Origin of the sequence: Arthrobacter sp. Leaf141 (assembly GCF_001424565.1) — a bacterium.
Taxonomy (GTDB): domain Bacteria; phylum Actinomycetota; class Actinomycetes; order Actinomycetales; family Micrococcaceae; genus Arthrobacter.
On sequence record NZ_LMOL01000005.1, the window covers coordinates 791,843 to 812,788 of the forward strand.

The following is a 20,946-nucleotide window of genomic DNA, read 5'->3' on the forward strand; positions in this document are numbered from 1 at the left end:
CCGATGCCACTCCCGGGGCGGAAAATCCGTGCGGCTTCGTCGTTAAGTCGCCAGCAGCGGTCAAGTTAATGGTGTCGTTACTAGACTTGTGAGAGTCGAAAGAGGTTTTGAAAATGTTTGAGTCCGTACAGGGCCTGCTTGATGAGCATGATGCCATCCAGGCGCAGCTTGGGGATCCCGCTGTTTATGCTGACCAGCGGCTGGCCCGGAAGCTGGGGCGGCGGTCCGCGCAGCTTAACGGCATCGTGGAGGCTTACCACCGGTGGGAGGGCATCAGCGATGACCTTTCCGCAGCCCGGGAAATGGCCGCCGAGGACCCTGAGTTTGCCGCCGAGGTACCCGAGCTGGAGGCTGCGCTGGAAGTTGCGGCCGCCAAGCTCACGCGGCTGCTGATCCCGCGTGACCCGGACGACGCACGCAACGTGATCCTTGAAGTCAAGGGTGGCGAGGGTGGCGACGAGGCTGCCCTGTTCGCAGCGGACCTGCTGCGGATGTACACCCGCTACGCCGAGTCCCGCGGCTGGAAGACGGAGATCATCTCCGCCACCGAGTCGGACCTGGGCGGTTACAAGGATGTCCAGGTTGCCGTCAAGGGCAGCTCCAATGATCCCGCTGAAGGCGTCTTCGCCCGGCTGAAGTTCGAGGGCGGCGTCCACCGCGTCCAGCGGGTTCCCGTCACGGAGTCCCAGGGCCGGATCCACACGTCCGCAGCCGGTGTGCTGGTCCTTCCCGAAGTGGACGAGCCCGAGGAACTGGACATCAACCAGAACGACCTAAAAATCGACGTGTACCGGTCGTCGGGCCCCGGTGGACAGTCCGTTAACACCACGGACTCCGCTGTCCGCATTACCCACCTGCCCACCGGCATTGTGGTGGCCATGCAGAACGAAAAGTCCCAGCTGCAGAACCGCGAGGCAGGCATGCGTGTGCTCCGCGCCCGGATCCTGGCCCACCAGCAGGAGATCATCGACGCCGAGAACTCCGCGCAGCGCAAATCGCAGATCCGCACCATGGACCGATCGGAGCGCATCCGCACCTACAACTACCCGGAAAACCGGATCGCCGACCACCGAACGGGCTACAAGGCCTACAACCTTGACCAGGTGATGAACGGTGACCTGGAGTCTGTGATTCAGTCCGCCATCGAGATGGACGAACAGGCGCGCCTGGACGCCATCGGCGACTAGTCCACTTCCGCGATGACCATCGGGCCCGACCAAACGCTCGCCGCCGCCGTCAGTGAGGCCACCCGGATACTGGCGGCGGCTGGCGTCCCCAGCCCCCGCGTGGACGCAGAACTCCTCGCCGACCACCTCCTCAACGTCGGCCTGGGCCGGCTGCGGGCCTTGCTGTTGGGCGACACCCCGGCGCCTGATGGCTATGCGGCGCTGATCGCGGAGCGTGCCTCCCGGGTTCCCCTGCAGCACATCACGGGAGTGGCTTACTTCCGCTACCTGGAACTGGCGGTTGGTCCCGGCGTGTTCATTCCGCGCCCCGAAACCGAATCCGTGGTCCAGTTGGTGATTGACCACATCCGGGACGTCGCTCATCCTCGTGTGGTGGACCTGGGCACGGGCTCCGGTGCGATCGCGGGATCCATCGCCGCGGAAGTCCCCGCTGCCGAAGTCCACGCCGTGGAATACAGCGCATTTGCCCACGCGTGGGCAGCAAGGAACCTCGAGCCCCTGGGAGTGAACCTGGTGCAGGGCGACCTGCGCACGGCCCTCCCGGAGCTGAACGGCACGTTTGACGTGGTGGTCTCCAACCCGCCCTATATTCCGGCGGAAGCCGTCCCGAACGAACCCGAAGTGGCGTTGCACGATCCGCCGGAAGCGCTGTACGGCGGCGGCGCGGACGGCATGGAGCTTCCGACGGCGGCCGCTGCCTCCGCTGCCCGGCTGCTGCGGCCGGGCGGCTACTTTGTGATGGAGCATGCAGAGGTCCAGTCAGGGTGGATTGCCGCCATGCTGGCCCGGCAGGGGTCCTGGACCGGCATCACGTCCCATCAGGACCTGAACGGCAAGGACCGCGCCACCACCGCCTTTTTGGCGGATCCTCCCAGTTTGGAATGAAAGAATAGGCCAGTGACCACAACCTATAACTGCACCACGGACGATCAGCGCGCGGCCGGCCTGGAGCACGCCCAGCGTGCCATCAGCGAGAAGAAAGTGGTGGTGTTCCCTACGGACACCGTCTACGGGATCGCTGCTGACGCGTTTTCGGCCCAGGCCGTCACCATGCTCCTGGCGTCCAAGGGACGCAGCCGGGCCATGCCGCCGCCCGTGCTGATACCCCGCATCAACGCTTTGGACGGGCTGGCCACGGACGTCTCCGCGGATGCCCGCAAGCTTGCCGAGGCTTTCTGGCCCGGCGGGCTCACCCTGATCCTGCACGCCCAGCCGTCTCTGGACTGGGACCTGGGGGAGACCAAGGGAACTGTGGCGCTGCGGATGCCTGCCGACGACATTGCGCAGGAACTCCTCACACTGACGGGCCCGTTGGCGGTGTCTTCGGCCAACCGGACCGGCCACGCACCAGCCCAGACGGCGGCGGATGCCCGCGAGCAGCTGGCAGAGTCCGTGGAGGTTTACCTGGAAGGCGGCTTCCGGCCCCTGGCTGGGGACGCCGCGGTGGCATCGACAATCGTTGACGCCACGGGGCCGCTGCTTCGGGTGGTCCGTAACGGCGCCGTGAGCCTCGACCGGCTCCGGGAGCACGTGCCGGGTGTCCTGGGCCTGGGCGAGATCCCCATGGCCGAAATTGACGAACCGGCGACTGAAACTGTTGACGAACCGGCCGACGGCGCCGTTGATGAAACGGGCAATGGAACAGCGGCCGCAGCAGTGACCGCCGACGTCCCGCCGGCCGACGCGCCGGAGCGGACGTCCGGATCCTGATGTTGCCGGACCGCCAAAGGGTTCCCGGCCTGGGAGTCGATGCCACTCCCTTGCGGGTTCCTGACCTGGTGGATGTCCTGGGCGGATTCATCAGCGAGGGGTCCACCAGGACCATCCTGGGCCACAACCTGCACAGTGTGACGCTGACGCTGCAGGACAATGGTTTCCGCGCGCTGTACGAGCGCAGTGACGTGGTGCTGCTGGACGGCGCGCCAGTGCTGTGGCTGTGGGGCCGGACCGGCAAGGCCCAGGGACCTGTCATGGACTACAGGCTGGGATCCACTGACTGGCTCCCGGCCCTGGGCGGCGTGGCCGGCCTGCAACGGATCGCCGTGGTGGGTGCCGGGGCCGATGCCAATGCCGGGGCAGTCACCATGCTCGAGTCGATCGTGCCCGGTGCCCGCGTGACCGGTTTCCCAGGAGCAGGCTGGGACACCGCCCGGGAAGATGAAGCTGTCACGTGGCTGCAGCGTGAGGCGCCCCAACTGGTCCTGCTGGGTCTGGGCATGCCGTTGCAGGAAGAAGTGCTGCAGCGCAGGCTCGCCGACCTGCCGCCGGCCGTGTACTGCGCGGTAGGCGGAGCCATTGACCAGCTTGCCGGGACGCAGAAGCTTGCTCCCCGCTGGCTTGGCCGGCTGGGCCTCGAATGGGCCTGGCGGCTGGTGTTGCATCCCCGCCGGGTGGCTTACCGGGTGCTGGTTGAACCGTGGGTCCTGCTGTGGCTGCTGGCCGGCCGCCGCTTGGAGCGCCGGCCGTAGGGGCGGGCGCCTAGAACTTCTGGTCCTCCAACGGGGCGAAGCCCTTGCCGCGGAGCCCTGCGCTGAACGCCTTGGCCCAGGACATCAGCCCGGGGAGGTCCCGGCGCTGCAGGAAGTAGCCCAGGTAGCCGCCCACGTCCGCCACGAGGGACTTGACCCGGAAATAGCGCCTGATCAGGTACCCGCGGTTCCGGTAGTAGTAGTAGCGCTTGAACGCCGACTCCGGAACGATGACGTGCCACCGGGCGCCAAAAACGTGCTGCGTTTCTTCAAAGGCGTGCGGGTGCGTGATCGAGGTGGTGGTGACGGTGCCGAACCTGATGCCGGCCTGCCGCAGCCGCAGGGTGAAGTCCACTTCGTCGCCCCGGATGAACAGCCGCATATCGGGGAGTCCGACCTTGAAGAAGACATCCGAGCGGATCAGGGCACCGTTGAAGAAATGCCCGTCGTTGGGCAGGAACCCCAACTGCTCCACCTCTGCACGGTCATGGGTGACCTTGCCGTCCAGCCGGAAGAAAAACGACAACCGGTCGGGTTTGCCGGGCGCTGTCACCAAGGGGACCACTGCTTCGAGGTCGCGGGCTTCTGCCTCGCGGAGCAGGGTGGCAAGGCATTCGGGATCTGCGGGCTCGGCGTCGTCGTCCATCATCCAGATCCAGCGGGCGCCACTGGCCACCGCTTTCAGGGCGGCGAGGGCAAAACCGCCGGCGCCACCGAGATTGGCTTCGGAGCGGACATAGTCCACATTGGCATGGCCGGCGGCAATGCTGCGGGCCGGCGTTGTGCCGCTGTCCACGAGGCAGATGGTGTCCACAGCGGCGGTCTGGGCATTGATGGCGGACAAGAGCACGGCAAGCTCTTTGGGCCTGTCGAAAGTTACGGCGGCAACTGCCACGCGGGGGGTCATGGGGGTCCTTTCAGCATGGCTGCCAGGGATGTCCCCGTTCGCTGTGCGCCAGTGTGGCGCGAAGCCATGAAGCTGTTGGCGCTAGTATCTTTGACTAGAGTCCACTGTAATACAGCCGTGTAAGGCACCAAGAACTGCCTGCTGCGCGCCCGGCGACGGAGAGTTTCATTTATCGAAGAACAGATTTCCGGCCAGTGAGCCCACGCGGGAACAACCAGCCGCAGCCGCTGCGGGGGGCCATTATGCCATCTGTCGAAACGGCCGCCTCCCCATGATCATGTACCTGCTGATGGGCCTGACGGCAGCCGTCGTTTCCTACGCGGCCACGTGGGGCGCCAGGATCGTGGGCCACCGGCTCGAACTTCACCTGCCCATCCGCAGCCGTGACATGCACTCCATTCCGGTCTCACGCCTGGGCGGGGTTGCCATCTTCCTTGGCGTGCTTGTGGCCCTGGTGGTGGCCAGCCAGTCGTTCTTCGTTAAGGACATCTACCGGAACAACTTCCAGCCCTGGGGTGTCCTGGCCGGCGCGGCAATCATCGTCCTGATCGGGGTGGCGGACGACCTGCTCGATATCCGCTGGTGGGTCAAGCTGATCGGCCAAAGCGTGGCCGGCCTGGTGGTGGCAGTCTGGGGTGTCCAGATGACAATCGTCCCCTGGATTCCCGAACCCATCTACCTGGAGAACAACACGCTCAGGGTGGTGCTCACGGCGGGGCTGATAGTGGTCAGTATGAACGCCTTCAACTTCATCGACGGGCTGGATGGCCTGGCTGCAGGTGTCGCCGTCATAGGCGGAGCTGCGTTCTTCTTCACTGCCTACTGGGTGCACCGGAACGCCGTCCTGCTGGACTATTCCGACCTTGCCACGCTGCTCACTGCGGTCCTGGTGGGCAGTTGCCTGGGGTTCCTGCCGCACAACTGGTTCCCGTCGAAGATCTTCATGGGCGACTCCGGTGCCATGCTGATCGGCCTGCTGATGGCTTCGGCCGGTGTTGTGTCCACGGGCCAGATCACGTCCGGGCTCTATGACAGGGTCAACGGCATCTCAACCGTCATCCCCATCCTGCTGCCGTTTGCGGTGCTGTTCCTGCCGCTGCTTGACCTCGGGCTGGCAGTCATCCGAAGGACCGCACGTGGGCGTTCGCCGTGGACCGCGGACCGCGGCCACCTGCACCACAAACTCCTGGACATCGGCTACTCGCACCGCACGGCAGTAATCCTGCTCTACCTTTGGACCGCCGTGCTGTCCTTCGGGGGCCTGGCGTTCGCCGTTTTCCCCTGGCAGATTGTCCTGACCGTGGACATCTTCGCCACGCTGGCCATGGCGCTGGTGACAGCATGGCCTTACCTGACCCGACGTGGCGAAAGCACGCGGGCATAAAGCGGGTCAGGAATTATTTCTATCTCGTGTAGAATTTAGGGGCAGCCTTGAGCTGCCCTCCACACCAGCCATCAGGCGCCGACGATTGGGATCTAATGACCTCCAACGCCGAGTCCGGACCCGCGTCCGGCAACTCACCCGTTGGCGCTTCGGGTCCCACGAAATCACTGTGGCTGCACCTTCTTAAGCTCAGCGCGCTGGCCGGTTCGGCCGCCGTCGTCAGCTGCTCCCTGGTGGCCATCCTCTTCGTGGGTCCCCACGGAGGGCTGTCCAGCCTGTACGGGGGAGTGCTGGTGATGCTGTTCTTCGGCATCAGCCTGCTGGTGGGCCACTTCGTGGGACGTAACAATCCAGCCGGAGCAATCGGCGTTTTTGTCGCCACCTATTTCATCAAGGTGGTGGGCTTCGCCGCGGTCCTTTTCATCGTCGGAGCCCCCGAGTGGCTTGACGGCCGGTGGTTCGTCATCAGCGCCGTGGCCACCGTGGTCCTGTGGCAGGCCGCCGAAATCTACGGTTTCAGCAAAGCCCGCCTCCAGATCTACAACGACCCCGAAAGCAAGGGACCAGCCGATGCGTGACCCGAACAACGCCCGCAGCGGACGCCTCCGCACCCGCGGCCGCGGTGTCTCCGCACCCGGTGTATCAGAGAACGGCAGGGACGGCGGTTACAACGCTGGAATCGCCGTATTCAGCTACATCATTGGCGGAATCATCGTCTGGAGTTTGATAGGGTGGGGACTGGATAATCTGTGGGGAACGCGCTGGATTGTGCTCGCAGGCGCTCTGCTTGGAGCCCTCGGAGGTTTTTACCTTTCCCACATGCATGGTCTCACCAGTTCCCGAGAAAAAGCTGGGGATCACCGTGCTGCCAGCGGGCCGTCCAAGGACGGCAACACTAATGCCAAATAATTTCACAGGGGGAGCAGCAGGCCATCAGGCCGCCGGTCCCCGCCCAACGCCCAATGATGGACACTGCAGAGAGGAAACGCGTTGATCGCGCTTGCGCTCCCGGCCCAAGATTCAGGAGAGTTTACTCCTCCTGGTATTAACGAAATGCATTTGCCGGCAATCCTGCCGTGGGGTGCCGCAGAGGGATTCTCCAAGCAGATGCTGCTGGTCCTCCTCTCCGTCGTCTTTATCGCCGTCTTCTTCGTGCTTGCCGCACGCAAGGGACAGCTGGTACCCGGCAAGCTCCAGTTCGCCGGAGAGGCCGCCTACGGCTTCGTCCGCAACGGAATCGCCAAGGACATCATCGGCGGCAAGGACTTCATCAAGTACGTCCCGCTGCTGTTCAGCCTGTTCTTCTTCATCCTGGTGAACAACATCTACGGCGCCATTCCGTTCTTCCAGCTCCCCACGTTCTCGCACGTCGGCGGCGCTTACGTTCTGGCGGGGATCGTCTACTTCACCTGGCTGATCATCGGCCTCAAGAAGAACGGCATCCGCTACTTCAAACTGGCAACCGTTCCTTCCGGGGTTCCGTGGTACATCCTGCCGATCGTTATCCCGATCGAGATCATCTCGAACTTCATTGTCCGCCCGGTGACGCACAGCCTCCGTCTGTTCGCCACCATGCTCGCAGGACACCTGATTGTGATGATCGCCGGCTACGGCATCGAGTTCCTTGTGTCGCAGGAGAACATCCTGCTGCAGGGCACCTCGGTCCTGGTCCTGGCAGGCGCCATCGCCATGTACATGCTTGAAGCCCTGATCATGGTCCTGCAGGCCTATGTCTTTACCCTGCTGACCGCGATCTACATTGAAGGCGCACTTCACGCCGACAGCCACTAGCCGCAGCGCCGCACGGCGCACGGCCTGAAGGCACCCAAAAGACTTCCCCTCGCGGGGATGAAGCAACCCAAACAACCTGCCACATGGGTGGCATCTTGAAAGGAAGAAAAATGGAAGGCTCCATCAACGGCTCAATCAACCTCATCGGTTACGGTCTCTCCGCAATCGGCGGTGGTATCGGTGTTGGTCTCGTGTTCGCCGCGTACATCAACGGTGTGGCACGCCAGCCGGAAGCCCAGCGCGTCCTGCAGCCGATCGCATTCCTCGGCCTCGCGCTGACTGAAGCCCTCGCCATCCTCGGCCTGGTCTTCGCCTTCGTTCTCTCCTGAGAACCGAAGCGGACATTAGAACCGAGTAGATAAGGACGGGTGAAACATGAATCAGCTGATCATCTCAGCCGCCACTGAAGGCGAAGAGGTTAACCCCCTCGTTCCCAACGTTTGGGAAATGGGCGTTGTCCTGGTTGGCTTCGTCATTCTTATGTTCATCGTGGTCAAGTTTGTTGTCCCGATGTTCGAGAAGACCTTCGCCGAGCGCGCCGAAGCCATTGAAGGCGGCATCGCCAAGGCTGAGAAGGCCCAGGCCGAGGCCTCTGCTGCACTCGAAGAGTACAAGCAGCAGCTGACGGACGCCCGCGCCGAAGCCAACCGCATCCGTGAGGAAGCACGTGCCGAAGGCGCACAGATCCTGGCTGACCTGAAGGAGAAGGCGGGCGCAGAGTCTGCCCGCATCACCGCTCAGGCCCACGCCCAGATCGAGTCCGAGCGCCAGGCCGCCGTCGTGTCCCTGCGTGCAGAGGTGGGCACGCTTGCCACCACGCTGGCAGGACGCATTGTCGGCGAAGCACTCAACGATGACGAGCGTTCAGCCCGCGTTGTTGACCGCTTCCTGGCAGATCTGGAGAACCAGAACGCGGGTGCTGCGAAGTAATGGCAGGCGTATCGAGCGAATCGCTGGCAACAGCGCTGGCAGGTCTGGAAGCAAAACTTCCGACGGCGTCGCTTCAGTTGGCAAAGGAACTCTTCGGAATTCTGGGAACGGTGGACAGCTCGGCTGGCTTGCGCCGCGCCTTGACTGACCCGTCCCGCTCAGGTGACGAGAAGTCGGCGCTGGTCAGGCAGCTTGTTGGCGGGAAAGTCTCCGCTGATGCTGCTGACGTCGCAGCCGGATTGGCCAGCTCACGCTGGGCAGCCGCACGCGACATCGGCGATGCACTCGAGACCCTTGCCGCAACGGTGGTCATTTCCGTTGCTGAAAACAAGTCCGCCGTTTCTGCCTCCGGAATCTCCGGCCTGGAAGAGCTGGAGAACGATCTGTTCTCCTTCAACCAGACTGTTGCCTCCAACCACGAGGTACAGCGTGCCTTGTCCGAGCCGCAGGCAAGTGCTGCTGCTAAAGCCACCCTCGTTGAGCGGCTGGTGCCCGGCGCAAGTGAGGAAGCAAAAATCCTCATCAAGCAGGCTGTCACGCAGCCCCGCGGCGTCAAGCCGTCGCGGCTGGTAGGGCGGTTCGCTGAACTGGCCGCCAAGCGACAGCAGCGCTGGATTGCCACCGTCAGCGTCACACAGCCGCTGTCCCACACGCAGCTGGACCGCCTCCAGGCGGGCCTGAATGCCATGTACGGACGCGAACTGAAGGTCAACCTCACCGTTGTCCCCGCACTGATTGGCGGCATCCGTGTCCAGGTGGGGGATGAAGTGCTCGACGCTTCCGTCCTCACCCGCCTGGGTTCACTGCAACGCCAGCTGGCCGGCTAGCCGGACAAGCACAACCACACTGATACAAACCCCGGTCATCGTGAGCAACGATGATCACGAAAACAGGAGAGCAGGGACTGCAGATGGCCGAATTGACCATCAACGCCGACGACGTCCGTAATGCGCTGAACGAGTTCGCGGCGTCCTACGAACCCGGAAACGCAGAACGCGTAGAGGTCGGCCGCGTAACCACCGCAAGTGACGGCATCGCCCGTGTTGAGGGCCTTCCCTCGGTCATGGCGAACGAGCTGCTTCGCTTCGAGGACGGCACGCTGGGCCTGGCCCAGAACCTTGACGTCCGCGAAATCGGCGTGATCGTACTCGGTGACTTCACCGGCATCGAAGAAGGCCAGGAAGTCCACCGCACCGGACAGGTTCTGTCCGTCCCCGTGGGCGACGCATTCCTGGGCCGCGTTGTGGACCCGCTGGGCGTGCCCATCGATGACCTCGGCGAAATCAAGGCTGAGACCACCCGTGCCCTGGAACTCCAGGCTCCCGGTGTGACCCAGCGCAAGTCTGTGCACGAGCCCATGCAGACCGGACTCAAGGCCATCGACGCCATGATCCCGATCGGCCGCGGCCAGCGCCAGCTGATCATCGGTGACCGCCAGACCGGCAAGTCCGCAATCGCGATCGACACCATCATCAACCAGAAGGCCAACTGGGCTTCCGGTGACGTGACCAAGCAGGTCCGCTGCATCTACGTGGCGATCGGCCAGAAGGCATCCACCATTGCCGCTGTCCGCCAGACCCTCGAGGACAACGGCGCGCTGGAATACACCACCATTGTGGCGTCTCCCGCATCCGACCCCGCAGGCTTCAAGTACCTGGCCCCCTACGCCGGTTCGGCGATCGGCCAGCACTGGATGTACGGCGGCAAGCACGTCCTCATCGTGTTTGATGACCTTTCCAAGCAGGCTGAGGCCTACCGCGCAGTGTCACTGCTGCTGCGCCGTCCGCCGGGACGCGAAGCCTACCCGGGCGACGTTTTCTACTTGCACTCCCGCCTGCTGGAGCGTTGTGCCAAGCTCTCCGACGAGCTCGGTGCCGGTTCCATGACGGGCCTGCCGCTGATCGAGACCAAGGCGAACGACGTTTCCGCCTACATCCCGACCAACGTCATCTCCATCACTGACGGGCAGATCTTCCTCCAGTCGGACCTCTTCAACGCCAACCAGCGACCCGCAGTCGACGTGGGCGTTTCGGTGTCCCGCGTTGGTGGCGCCGCGCAGGTCAAGTCCATGAAGAAGGTTTCCGGCACGTTGAAGCTGGAGCTCGCCCAGTACCGGGACATGCAGGCATTTGCCATGTTCGCCTCGGACCTGGATGCGGCTTCCCGCCAGCAGCTGACCCGTGGTGCCCGCCTGATGGAACTGCTCAAGCAGGGCCAGTACTCGCCGTTCCCGGTCGAGGACCAGGTTGTCTCCATCTGGGCCGGCACCAACGGCCACCTGGATGACGTTCCCGTTGAGGATGTGAACCGGTTCGAGACCGAGTTCCTGGAACACCTCAAGCACAAGTCCTCCATCCTCACCACGCTGGCCCAGACCAACGTGATGGACGATGACACCGCAGCAGCCTTGAAGTCGTCCATCATCGACTTCAAGAAGGGCTTCTTCGGCGAAGGCGACAACCACCTGGTGGGCGCAGGCCACGAGGCACACGACGCCATCTCCGGTGGCGACGTTGACCAGGAAAAAATCGTCAAGCAGAAGCGCTAATTCCACTGGACAGGTGTGCCGGGCCCACAGGGTCCGGCACACCGGTTTAGGGAAATGTTAGGAAAGGATAAGTATGGGAGCCCAGATTCGGGTCTACCGCCAGAAGATCAGCTCGACCACGTCGATGCGCAAGATCTTCAAGGCGATGGAACTGATCGCTACCTCGCGCATCGGCAAGGCCCGTGCGCGCGTAGCAGCTTCACTGCCTTACGCGAACGCGATCACGCGCGCCGTTTCTGCTGTCGCCAGCCAAAGCGAAATCGACCACCCGCTGACCACTGAGCCGGAGCAGATCCGCCGCGCCGCAGTCCTGGTAATCACCTCGGACCGCGGATTGGCAGGTTCTTACTCGGCCAGCGTCCTCAAGCAGGCGGAAGGTCTCAACGAGCTGCTCCACGCCGAAGGCAAGGAAGTCAAGACCTACCTCGTCGGACGTAAGGCCCAGGCCTACTTCGACTTCCGGAACCGGCCCTATGAACGGGTCTGGACCGGAGGAACCGACGCGCCGGAGTTCGCCACGGCCCGTGAAATCGGTGCAGCACTGCTCGCCGAGTTCGCAGCCGACTACGAGGACGGCGGCGTTGACGAGATCCACGTCGTTTACACCCGCTTCAAGTCGATGGTCACCCAGGAACCGACGGTCATCCGTCTTCTGCCCCTTGAGGTAGTGGAAGAGGAAGCTGCATCGGAGTCGGAGCTGTTGCCGCTTTACGAGTTCGAACCGGAAACGGAACGCGTCCTGGACGCGCTGCTGCCGCGGTACATCGAATCCCGCCTCTTCGCAGCAATGCTGCAGGCAGCAGCTTCCGAGCTCGCCGCCCGCCAGCGCGCCATGAAGTCGGCAGGCGACAACGCAACGGACCTGATCAAGAAGTACACGCGTCTGCGCAACACGGCCCGTCAGGCCGAAATCACGCAGGAGCTTTCCGAGATCGTTGCCGGCGCGGACGCCCTCGCGTCCTAGTCCGGCCCGGTACCGGTTCCCGCGGGACCTGCACCACAACAGATAAACTTAACCCCACGCCATCTACTGAGTGAAGTGAGAGAGATGACTGCCACTGCTACCGAACACGTAGCCGCAACGTCCGGTGCCACCGGCCGCATTGCGCGCGTTATCGGCCCGGTTGTCGACGTCGAATTCCCGGCTGACGCAATCCCGTCGATCTACAATGCCCTCACCACCGAGATTACTCTCAACGGTGAGACCAAAACCATCACGTTTGAGACCTCCCAGCACCTGGGCGACAACCTCATCCGCGCCATCTCCCTGCAGGCAACCGACGGACTCGTCCGCGGCACGTCCGTGGTGGACAGCGGCGCCCCCATCTCCGTTCCGGTTGGTGACGGCGTCAAGGGCCACATCTTCAACGTCCTGGGCCAGCCCCTGGATGTCACCGAAGCAGAGCTGGAGACCACCGAACGGTGGCCCATCCACCGCAAGGCTCCGGCGTTCGCCACCCTCGAGGGCTCCACGGAGATGCTCGAGACCGGCATCAAGGTCATCGACCTTCTCACCCCTTACATCAAGGGTGGAAAGATCGGCCTGTTCGGCGGCGCCGGCGTGGGCAAGACGGTGCTGATCCAGGAAATGATCACCCGTGTGGCCCGTAACTTCGGTGGAACCTCCGTGTTCGCCGGTGTTGGCGAGCGTACCCGTGAGGGCAACGACCTCTGGGTTGAAATGGAAGAGGCAGGCGTCCTCAAGGACACCGCCCTTGTGTTCGGCCAGATGGACGAGCCGCCGGGAACGCGGCTCCGCGTGGCCCTGTCCGCACTGACCATGGCGGAGTACTTCCGCGATGTGCAGAACCAGGACGTGCTGCTCTTCATCGACAACATCTTCCGCTTCACGCAGGCCGGTTCCGAGGTGTCGACCCTCCTGGGCCGCATGCCTTCCGCTGTGGGCTACCAGCCCAACCTGGCTGACGAGATGGGCCTCCTGCAGGAGCGCATCACGTCCACCAAGGGCCACTCCATCACCTCGATGCAGGCCATCTACGTTCCCGCGGATGACTACACCGACCCGGCCCCGGCCACGACCTTCGCGCACCTGGATGCAACCACGGAACTTTCCCGTGAAATTGCTTCCCGTGGCCTGTACCCGGCCGTTGACCCGCTGACGTCGACCTCCCGCATCCTGGATCCCCAGTACATCGGCAAGGACCACTACAACACGGCAGTCCGCGTGAAGCAGATCCTGCAGAAGAACAAGGAACTCCAGGACATCATCGCCATCCTCGGCGTTGACGAACTCTCGGAAGAGGACAAGATCGTCGTGTCGCGTGCACGCCGCATCCAGCAGTTCCTTTCCCAGAACACCTACACCGCCAAGCAGTTCACCGGCGTCGAAGGCTCCACGGTTTCCATCAAGGACACCGTCGAAGGCTTCACGGCGATCTGCGACGGCGATCTGGACCACATCGCGGAGCAGGCGTTCTTCAACGTCGGCGGCCTCGATGACGTCGAGCGCCAGTGGGCCAAGATCCAGGAACAGACCAAGTAATATGGCTGAGCTTGAGGTTGAGATTGTCGCAGCGGACCACTTCGTGTGGTCCGGAGCGGCCAAGATGGTCAAGGCCCGCACCAGCGATGGTGAAATCGGAATCCTGCCCGGCCACTCGCCCCTGCTGGCGATCCTGGCTGAAGGTGAACTGGCCATCCAGCCGGTGACCGGGGACCGGATCGCCGTGGATGTTGACGGTGGATTCTTCTCCGTGGACAACAACCGCGTCGTCATCGTTGCTGACAATGCCCAGCTGGGCGGCTCGGCTACCGCTGGGATCCGCTAGCACGCCCCTGATGGACGCTCCGGTAATTACGTTCATCGCCATGGCAGTCATTTTTGGGCTGCTGGTATTTGCACTGTGCCTTTCGGGGGTGCGCCGCTTCAACCTGCGGCGTGCCCTCGGCACGGTGGACGCCTCCATTTGCACGGCTGGAAACAGCTGGCAGATGGGGGTTTGCCGTTATCAGGACAATGACCTGGAGTGGTTCCGGCTGCTTTCCCTCAGCGTCCGCCCCAAGCACCGGTTCAAGCGCAGCTCCCTGGAGCTCCTGGGCCGGCGCAAACCCACCGAGGATGAGGCCGTTAAGGTCCAGCCCGATGTGGTGATCGTTGAACTCCGCTATGAAGGCGAGGACCTTCGGCTCGCCATGAAGTTCGATGCCTACACTGGCCTGTCCTCGTGGCTGGAAGCCGGACCGGTCATCGGCGTAGGGACCTGGCGCTAGCCGCCGTGGAATGGTTCTACAACATCCGGCTCACTGACGGTCCGGTCTATTGGATGGCAGTGGTCCTTGGCCTTGCCGGTGCCATCCACCTGGCAGTCCCGCCGGCCGCCACGGGCCCGTTCCGCTGGCTGATCCGCGTCCTGGCCGCCGCTGCCGCCGCGTTCGCCCTGGTGGCCGCAGTGCACTGGGCCCTGATCAACATCCTTTCCGTCTTCCCCGAAAACATCCCGGACGCCGTCCTGATCTGGCTGGTGCCCGCCGTCGGCGCCCTGCTCCTGGCCTTCCTGAGGCTACCGGGGAACACCTGGCGTTCCCGCTGGACCAGCCTGGTGGCAGTCCTGCTGGTCGCGACGCTCTCCGCTGTGCAGATCAACGCCTACTTCGGCCTCAACCGCACCGTCAGCGACCTCCTGGGCACCGCCGTGGCCAGCGTGCCTGCCCTGGAACCGGCCCTGATGCGCCAGTCCGGCGCCCCCGACGGCGTTACGCTCCAAGGTTGGAAAGCCCAGGGTGATCTCCCGGCCGGGGGAGAGCTCCGCAGGTCCGCCATTCCCGGCACCCTTTCCGGCCTGGCAGCCCGCGACGCCTACATTTACCTGCCGCCGGCCTACTTTGCCGCCAACCGGCCGGCCCTGCCCGTGCTTGTCCTTGTCGCCGGACAGCCCGGCGGGCCCGCCGACTGGCTGACCGGCGGAGCACTCCGGGGCCACCTGGACACCTTCGCCGCTGCCCACGGCGGACTTGCCCCGGTGGTGGTGGTTGCCGATCCCAATGGTTCGCAGAACGCCAACACCATGTGCATGGACAGCGCGATTGCCCAGGCAGACACCTACCTGGCGAAGGACGTGGTGCAGTGGATCAGCACCACCTTGGCGGTGGACACGGACCACAGCCGCTGGGCGGCGGGCGGGTTCTCGTTCGGCGCCACCTGCGCCGTGCAGATGGGCACCCGGCATCCTGACCTGTTCCCGGCCGTCCTGGGCTTTTCCAGCGAGGCCGAACCCGCCGTGGCCAAGGAGCGCCAGAAGACCATCGATGCAGCATTCCCCGGGGACCCGGAGGCTTTCGACCGCCAGACGCCACTGGCCATCATGGCAACCGAACGCTTTGACGGGCACGCCATGTATCTCACGGCCGGTGCCGACGACGCAGAATTCGTGGCGTACCTGGATACGCTCACCACCGCGGCCCGGGACGCCGGCTTTACCGTTGAATCGCAGCGGGTGGAGCATACGGGCCATTCGTGGGACACCTCGTCCCGCCGGATCGAGGATGCGCTCCAGTTCCTGGCCGGACGGTGGGGGCTCCCCGGATGAGCGCCGCCAAGCAGGACACCACCGCCAGACTGGCCTGGACCACTGTGGCCCGTCCTGTGCTGCAGCGTTTGGGCCGTAACCTGGCAGCGGTCCCGTTCACGCTCGGTCTCCTGGCCATCTTCTGGATAACCGCGGCGGCCACGGGAAGTTTCCCGGCCGGGCCTCCGGAGCACCTGCTCGAAGTGGCAGGAGTCAGCCTTCCCGGGCTGCAGGCCGGGTCCTGGTGGTCCATGTTCACCAGCCTTTTCTTTGCCACCAACCCCCTGGCCTACCTGGCTGCCTCGCTGATGATTGTGGTGCTGCTGGGTCTGGCCGAACGCCGGCTGGGCACCAAGGCGGCCATCGGTCTCCTTGTGCTGGGCCAGTTTGCCGCCGTGACGCTGTTCCTGTTGGTGACCCAGCTCGCCGTTGCGGTGGGGGACGGGTGGCTGGACCGGATGGCGGACGTTGTCCTGATCGGCCCGTATGGCCCGGTCCTCGCTGCCGGACTGGCCGGCAGTGCCCGGCTCCCGGTCCTGTGGCAGCGCCGGCTCCGTACCGCGGTGCTTTCCATCTCGCTGCTGCTGGTCCTGTATGTGGGCCACGCGGAAACCGTCATTGGCCTGATCGGGGCGTTGCTGGGCCTGCTGGCGGGATGGTGGATCCAGGGCGACGGCGGGCAACCGCACCGGCACCGCTCCACCGGCCGCGAAGCCCGGAACCTCCTGGCCCTGACCGTGGCCGTCTTTGCCGTGGGTCCCATCCTGACGGGCATTGCCCGCTCGCCTACCGGTCCGTTGGCGCTGCTGCGCGATGTGGTGCTGAACCCGATGCCCACGCTGGGCCAATTGGCCTTTAACTGCGGCGCCACGGTGGAGGCATCCTGCCTCGAAGCCGGCCGGGCCGGCTTTGCCGGCCCGTTTGGCCTGGCGCTTGCAGTGGTTCCCGTTGCGCTGCTGCTGATCTGCGCGGACGGCATGCGCCGCGGACGCAGGCTGGCCCTGAATATTGCCCTGGTCATCCAACTGGCCGTCACCGCCCTCGCCGCCGTTTATCTTGCCCTTTTCGCTTTGCTTCCGGCGCGGCCGCTGGGTCCACGGGCGGCACCGCTGGGGACTGCTTTTGCCCACGTAATGCCCCTGGTGGTGGTGCCGCTGCTGCTGGCCCTGGTGCTGTGGCTGAACCGGCGGCATTTCCGCGTCCAGACCCTGCCTGGAGCCCGCCGGTTGCTGGCGGCTGTGGTGGGCGGTACGTGGCTGGTCCTTGCCGGGACTTACACTGTGGCCTGGTTCGGGTCCGGCGGGCTGTCCCGCGACGGCGGTGTGGCGGGCCTCTTCGCAGAGCTGGCCCGGCAATACGTTCCGGTGCCCATTCCACAGCACTTCCAGCGCCTGTTCACGGACCGCAACACCGTCGAAGCGGTGCTCTTTGCCTACTCCGGGCCGGTTTTCTGGGTGATCGCCCTGGTGGCGGTGTGGTGGGTCCTGGTGGGCGGCCAGCACAGCAGCGATTCCGGCAGGCAGGACCGCAGCCGGGCCCGTGACCTGCTGCACCGCGGCGGCGGCCCGTTGTCCTGGATGGCCCTGTGGGAACCAAACACCTACTGGTTCAGCCCTGATGGGAACGGTGCCATGGCCTACCAGCAGCACGGCACTGTTGCCCTGACGCTGGGCGGGGCGTTCGGGCCCGGGCCGGCCCAACCCGCGGTCACCGAAGGGTTCCTGGCGCACTGCCGCAGCCAGGCCCTGATTCCGGCGCTGTACTCCTGCGATGACGGGATATGGCCGGAGCTGCGGGACCGCGGCTTCCACCGGGTCGCGGTGGCGCAGGAGACCCGGCTGGCGGTCCGGGAGATCGAGTTCAAGGGCAAGGAGTGGCAGAACGTCCGGACGGCATTGAACCGCGCAGCGAAGCTGGGTGTGACGGCGGTCTGGGGGCCTTACAACGAGCTGCCCGCGCCGCTGCGGTCCCGGCTGAACGAGGTTTCCGAAGGGTGGGCAGCAGCCAAGTCGGTCCCCGAGATGGGCTTCACCCTCGGCGGCGTGGACGAACTGGATGACCCCGAGGTGCTGTGCTGCCTCGCCGTGGACGCCGGCGGGACGGTTCACGGGGTCACCAGCTGGCTTCCCGTTTACGACGGCGGCCGGCTGGTCAGCAGGACGCTCGACGTGATGCGCCGGGGACCTGAGGGGTTTCCAGGGGTGATGGAATTCCTGATCGCCTCCGCCGTCCTTGAACTGCGGGACACCGTGGAAGTCATTTCTCTCTCCGGCTCGCCGCTGGCCAGCAGGCCCGGCGACGCAAACCCGCCGGCCGCTGTCGGCAGCCTTTCCGCAGCGCAAACCGCGGCGGAAGGAGGCGCCGATAACCTGCTGAGCATCCTTGATCTGGTGGGCCACGCCCTGGAACCTGTTTATGGCTTCCGTTCCCTGGCGGCTTTTAAATCGCGTTTCAAACCCGAATACCGGTCGCTTTATCTTTATTACCAGGACCCGCTGCACCTGCCCGCAATTGGCAGGGCACTGACGCGTGCATACCTTCCCGGGTTGTCCCTTTCGCAAGGTGCAAGGCTGGTCCGCAAACTGGTTTCGTGAAACAAATTGCGGAGCGTGTTTCCGGCCCTGGCAACAATGAGCGGTGCATGCCGCGAATGGCAACGGACCCGGGTGGACAAACAAATGGTCCCCGGCAAAAGCCGGAGACCATTTGAAAAGCGTTGGCCGCAGCTGCGGCCGGGGGCGGAGCCTAGACCAGCGTGACGCCGGTGGCCTGGGGGCCCTTGGCGCCCTGGCCGATTTCGAACTGAACGCGCTGGTTCTCGTCGAGGGTCTTGAAGCCGCCCGTCTGGATTTCCGAATAGTGGACGAAGACATCGCCGTCGGCGTCATCCGGCGTGATGAAGCCGAAGCCCTTTTCAGCGTTAAACCACTTGACGGTTCCCTGTGCCATGTATTTCTCCTCATTGTGGAAAGGGTCTAAGAACGGCACACTGCGTGCCGGCCTTGGTCACTCCGCGGAAGAATCCTGGCAGCCGGTCCGGTAAAGGAACGGTGTTGCAGGAGCTTCACGCTCGCAACATGTCTTGCGAGCATGAATAACACCTACACAAAGACTGTTTCAAGAATTTCATGTCCGTTCCCGCAGGTCAACGGTTTGGAATGCGCAACAGGAAGAAAATAAGGTAACAAAACGGTGAAATGCCCAGCGCCTGGCCTGCCGGGGGCGCTCTGGCCTAGAAGAGCCGGGACCCGCTGTCGTCCACGCCCCGCATGGCGTCATAGTCCAGGGTGACGCAGTGGATGCCGCGGTCCGCGGCGAGCACCTTCGCCTGCGGCTTGATCTGCTGGGCGGCGAAGATGCCACGGACCGGCGCCAGCAGCGGATCCCGGTTCAGTAGTTCCAGGTAACGCGTGAGCTGTTCCACTCCGTCAATGTCGCCGCGGCGTTTCAGCTCAATGGCCACCGTGGCGCCGTCGGCGTCCCGGGCCAGGATGTCCACGGGCCCGATGGCCGTGAAGTACTCCCGGCGAATGAGCGAGAAGCCGGTACCAAGGGTCTCGATCTGGTCGGCCAGCAGCCGCTGGAGGTCCGCTTCGACGCCGTCCTTGATCAGGCCTGGGTCCACTCCCAGGTCGTGGGAGGTTTCGCTGAACTTCTCGTGGATGTTAATGATCAGCCGGTCGTCCGTCTTCGCCGACTGGACGGTCCACTGCTCCACCACGCCAAGTTCCAGGTCCACATCGTCCGGGGACGTCACCCGCAGGCTCGCCGGCGGGCTCATCCAGTTCAGCGGCTTATAGGAGCCGCCATCCGAATGGACCAGCACCGACCCGTCCGCCTTGACCAGGAGCAGCCTGGTGGCGAGGGGGAGATGGGCCTTGAGCCGGCCAACGTAATCTACTGAGCATCGGGCTATGACAAGTCGCACGCCGTACAGACTACCGGCTGGCGCCCTGTGCCAGGGTCCGGTCCCCGCTGAAGCTGGGGCAGAATGGAAGCATGCCCCGCTCCAACCGTCCGCGCCGTCCCGTGTCAGGCAAGGGTGCTGCACCTGGCCGCAGCAGCGGAAAAAAGACCGCCGGCGGCGGCGTGCCGGAACTGGACCTCGAACGTGCCAGGGCCGGCATCGCGCGGCGGGAAAGCGCGCCGGACGGTGACTGGATGGTCCGCACCATGACGGCACGGAATGCAGAGAAGACCTACATCTGTCCCGAATGCTCCACCGCAGTGGTGCCGGGAGTCGCGCACCTGGTGGTTTGGAAGGACGACCACCTGTTCGGCGCGGCGGCCGGGCTTGCAGAGCGGCGGCACTGGCATACCAACTGCTGGATGTCGCGCAGTTACCGTTACCGCTGAGCCTGCGGGCAGCCCGGGCCCCGCGTTGGCTAAGCTGGCAGGCATGACTTTTGATCCGGCGTCGTACGCATTCACCCAGTCCACAGGCCTGGCCCCCATCAGGGCGTCCACTGTCCTGCCCGCACGCCGGGAAAACGTGGAGCTGCTGACGGCTGACGGGCACACCCTGGTGGGCGAACTGGCCCTTCCTGAATCCGGCCCCGTGCACGCCACGCTGATCACCCTGCACCCGCTGCCCACCCACGGCGGCTTTATGGATTCCCACGTGTACCGGAAGGCGTCCTACCGGCTGCCGGCCCTGGCAGGCATCGCGGTGCTGCGGTTCAACACCCGCGGCACCACCTCGCCGCGCGGGACAAGTACCGGTGCGTTCGAGGAAGGCATCGGTGAGCGGAACGATGTTGCGGCAGCGGTCCAGTTCGCGGTGGACCGCGGCCTGCCCAACCGCTGGCTGGTGGGCTGGTCGTTCGGCACCGAACTTGCCCTCATGTACGGCGCCGTGGATCCCGTGGCCGGCCAGGTGGAAGGTGCTGTGCTGCTGTCGCCGCCGCTGCACCGCGCCACGGACCAACATCTGCGGCAGTGGGCGGACACCGGCAAGCCGCTGGCCGTGCTGGTGCCCGAACACGATGACTACCTGCAGCCGGCAGAGGCTGCCGAGCGGTTCGCACTGGTGCCCCAGGCACGTGTGGTGGGGGTGGCAGGCGCCAAACACCTGTGGGTGGGGGAGAAGCACGCCGCACGGGTGCTCAACGAGATTGTGGCCACTGTCAGCCCGGCAGGGCTGGGCGGGGAAGGCCTGCCGCAGGAGTGGGCCGGTCCGGCCGCCACCGCTCCGGCCTGAGCCTG

The 20,946-nt window shown here is 64.7% G+C and carries 23 protein-coding genes; 20 read left to right on the top strand and 3 right to left on the bottom strand.

All coding sequences use genetic code 11. The features are described 5' to 3' along the window. Window positions 1–113: 113 nt before the first annotated feature. From prfA to ASF72_RS06175, 4 genes are read left to right on the top strand one after another with little or no spacing between them, the layout of a single operon-like run. On the top strand, window positions 114–1,187 hold the full coding sequence (gene prfA, locus ASF72_RS06160) for a peptide chain release factor 1 (protein WP_050686808.1): 1,074 nt from the start codon (window positions 114–116) through the stop codon (window positions 1,185–1,187). Between the two features lie 12 nt (window positions 1,188–1,199). Then, window positions 1,200–2,072 carry a peptide chain release factor N(5)-glutamine methyltransferase gene (gene prmC / locus ASF72_RS06165; RefSeq protein ID WP_050686807.1) on the top strand — a complete coding sequence of 291 codons (873 nt, stop codon included), beginning with the start codon at window positions 1,200–1,202 and terminating at the stop codon, window positions 2,070–2,072. A gap of 12 nt (window positions 2,073–2,084) precedes the next feature. After that, complete coding sequence (locus ASF72_RS06170; protein WP_050686806.1) at window positions 2,085–2,897, top strand: L-threonylcarbamoyladenylate synthase; 813 nt, start codon at window positions 2,085–2,087, stop codon at window positions 2,895–2,897. Further along, complete coding sequence (locus tag ASF72_RS06175) at window positions 2,897–3,655, top strand: WecB/TagA/CpsF family glycosyltransferase (protein WP_050686805.1); 759 nt, start codon at window positions 2,897–2,899, stop codon at window positions 3,653–3,655. The genes ASF72_RS06170 and ASF72_RS06175 overlap by 1 nt, the downstream gene beginning before the upstream one ends. Before the next feature lie 10 nt (window positions 3,656–3,665). Here the strand turns inward: ASF72_RS06175 and ASF72_RS06180 are convergent, their stop codons facing one another. Then, window positions 3,666–4,562 carry a glycosyltransferase gene (locus ASF72_RS06180; protein WP_056597247.1) on the bottom strand — a complete coding sequence of 299 codons (897 nt, stop codon included), beginning with the start codon at window positions 4,560–4,562 and terminating at the stop codon, window positions 3,666–3,668. Between the two features lie 271 nt (window positions 4,563–4,833). On the opposite strand from ASF72_RS06180, the gene ASF72_RS06185 reads away from it, so the two are divergent. From ASF72_RS06185 to ASF72_RS06245, 14 genes are all read left to right on the top strand, one after another. Further along, window positions 4,834–5,946, top strand: a complete 1,113-nt coding sequence (locus ASF72_RS06185; protein WP_050686803.1) for an MraY family glycosyltransferase — start codon at window positions 4,834–4,836, stop codon at window positions 5,944–5,946. A gap of 95 nt (window positions 5,947–6,041) precedes the next feature. Then, window positions 6,042–6,524, top strand: coding sequence for a hypothetical protein (locus tag ASF72_RS06190; RefSeq protein WP_056597249.1), 483 nt, complete (start codon window positions 6,042–6,044; stop codon window positions 6,522–6,524). Continuing rightward, the gene (locus tag ASF72_RS20945; protein ID WP_082484055.1) at window positions 6,517–6,855 is read left to right on the top strand and encodes a hypothetical protein; all 339 of its coding nucleotides are present in this window, start codon (window positions 6,517–6,519) and stop codon (window positions 6,853–6,855) included. The genes ASF72_RS06190 and ASF72_RS20945 overlap by 8 nt, the downstream gene beginning before the upstream one ends. Before the next feature lie 81 nt (window positions 6,856–6,936). Beyond that, window positions 6,937–7,737 (top strand): F0F1 ATP synthase subunit A, encoded by an 801-nt coding sequence (gene atpB, locus ASF72_RS06195; RefSeq protein WP_050686801.1) that lies wholly within the window; start codon window positions 6,937–6,939, stop codon window positions 7,735–7,737. Between the two features lie 110 nt (window positions 7,738–7,847). Continuing rightward, the gene (atpE, locus tag ASF72_RS06200; protein WP_050686800.1) at window positions 7,848–8,066 is read left to right on the top strand and encodes an ATP synthase F0 subunit C; all 219 of its coding nucleotides are present in this window, start codon (window positions 7,848–7,850) and stop codon (window positions 8,064–8,066) included. 46 nt (window positions 8,067–8,112) lie between these two features. Beyond that, window positions 8,113–8,667 (top strand): F0F1 ATP synthase subunit B, encoded by a 555-nt coding sequence (locus ASF72_RS06205; protein WP_050686799.1) that lies wholly within the window; start codon window positions 8,113–8,115, stop codon window positions 8,665–8,667. Beyond that, a complete protein-coding gene (locus ASF72_RS06210; RefSeq protein WP_050686798.1) occupies window positions 8,667–9,494 on the top strand; it encodes a F0F1 ATP synthase subunit delta in 828 nt (275 codons plus the stop codon). The genes ASF72_RS06205 and ASF72_RS06210 overlap by 1 nt, the downstream gene beginning before the upstream one ends. Window positions 9,495–9,577: 83 nt before the next feature. Continuing rightward, window positions 9,578–11,215: a F0F1 ATP synthase subunit alpha gene (atpA, locus tag ASF72_RS06215; RefSeq protein WP_050686795.1), complete on the top strand. Its 1,638-nt coding sequence runs from the start codon at window positions 9,578–9,580 to the stop codon at window positions 11,213–11,215. A gap of 73 nt (window positions 11,216–11,288) precedes the next feature. Then, complete coding sequence (locus ASF72_RS06220) at window positions 11,289–12,179, top strand: F0F1 ATP synthase subunit gamma (RefSeq protein ID WP_050686793.1); 891 nt, start codon at window positions 11,289–11,291, stop codon at window positions 12,177–12,179. 84 nt (window positions 12,180–12,263) lie between these two features. After that, window positions 12,264–13,718: a F0F1 ATP synthase subunit beta gene (gene atpD / locus ASF72_RS06225; RefSeq protein WP_050686791.1), complete on the top strand. Its 1,455-nt coding sequence runs from the start codon at window positions 12,264–12,266 to the stop codon at window positions 13,716–13,718. 1 nt (window position 13,719) lies between these two features. Continuing rightward, a complete protein-coding gene (locus ASF72_RS06230; RefSeq protein WP_050686789.1) occupies window positions 13,720–14,004 on the top strand; it encodes a F0F1 ATP synthase subunit epsilon in 285 nt (94 codons plus the stop codon). 10 nt (window positions 14,005–14,014) lie between these two features. After that, window positions 14,015–14,446 carry a DUF2550 domain-containing protein gene (locus ASF72_RS06235; RefSeq protein ID WP_050686787.1) on the top strand — a complete coding sequence of 144 codons (432 nt, stop codon included), beginning with the start codon at window positions 14,015–14,017 and terminating at the stop codon, window positions 14,444–14,446. A gap of 5 nt (window positions 14,447–14,451) precedes the next feature. Further along, the gene (locus ASF72_RS06240) at window positions 14,452–15,762 is read left to right on the top strand and encodes an alpha/beta hydrolase (protein ID WP_056597251.1); all 1,311 of its coding nucleotides are present in this window, start codon (window positions 14,452–14,454) and stop codon (window positions 15,760–15,762) included. Then, the gene (locus ASF72_RS06245) at window positions 15,759–18,335 is read left to right on the top strand and encodes a bifunctional lysylphosphatidylglycerol flippase/synthetase MprF (RefSeq protein ID WP_056597253.1); all 2,577 of its coding nucleotides are present in this window, start codon (window positions 15,759–15,761) and stop codon (window positions 18,333–18,335) included. Before ASF72_RS06240 ends, ASF72_RS06245 begins: the two co-directional genes overlap by 4 nt. Window positions 18,336–18,486: 151 nt before the next feature. Here the strand turns inward: ASF72_RS06245 and ASF72_RS06250 are convergent, their stop codons facing one another. Next, the gene (locus ASF72_RS06250) at window positions 18,487–18,690 is read right to left on the bottom strand and encodes a cold-shock protein (RefSeq protein WP_050687909.1); all 204 of its coding nucleotides are present in this window, start codon (window positions 18,688–18,690) and stop codon (window positions 18,487–18,489) included. 283 nt (window positions 18,691–18,973) lie between these two features. Continuing rightward, window positions 18,974–19,669, bottom strand: a complete 696-nt coding sequence (nucS, locus tag ASF72_RS06255; RefSeq protein WP_050687910.1) for an endonuclease NucS — start codon at window positions 19,667–19,669, stop codon at window positions 18,974–18,976. 71 nt (window positions 19,670–19,740) lie between these two features. On the opposite strand from nucS, the gene ASF72_RS06260 reads away from it, so the two are divergent. Together ASF72_RS06260 and ASF72_RS06265 are read left to right on the top strand one after the other, a co-directional pair. Next, window positions 19,741–20,097 (top strand): hypothetical protein, encoded by a 357-nt coding sequence (locus tag ASF72_RS06260; RefSeq protein ID WP_056597255.1) that lies wholly within the window; start codon window positions 19,741–19,743, stop codon window positions 20,095–20,097. Window positions 20,098–20,140: 43 nt separating this feature from the next. Continuing rightward, window positions 20,141–20,941 carry an alpha/beta hydrolase gene (locus ASF72_RS06265; protein WP_056597257.1) on the top strand — a complete coding sequence of 267 codons (801 nt, stop codon included), beginning with the start codon at window positions 20,141–20,143 and terminating at the stop codon, window positions 20,939–20,941. Window positions 20,942–20,946: the final 5 nt, after the last annotated feature.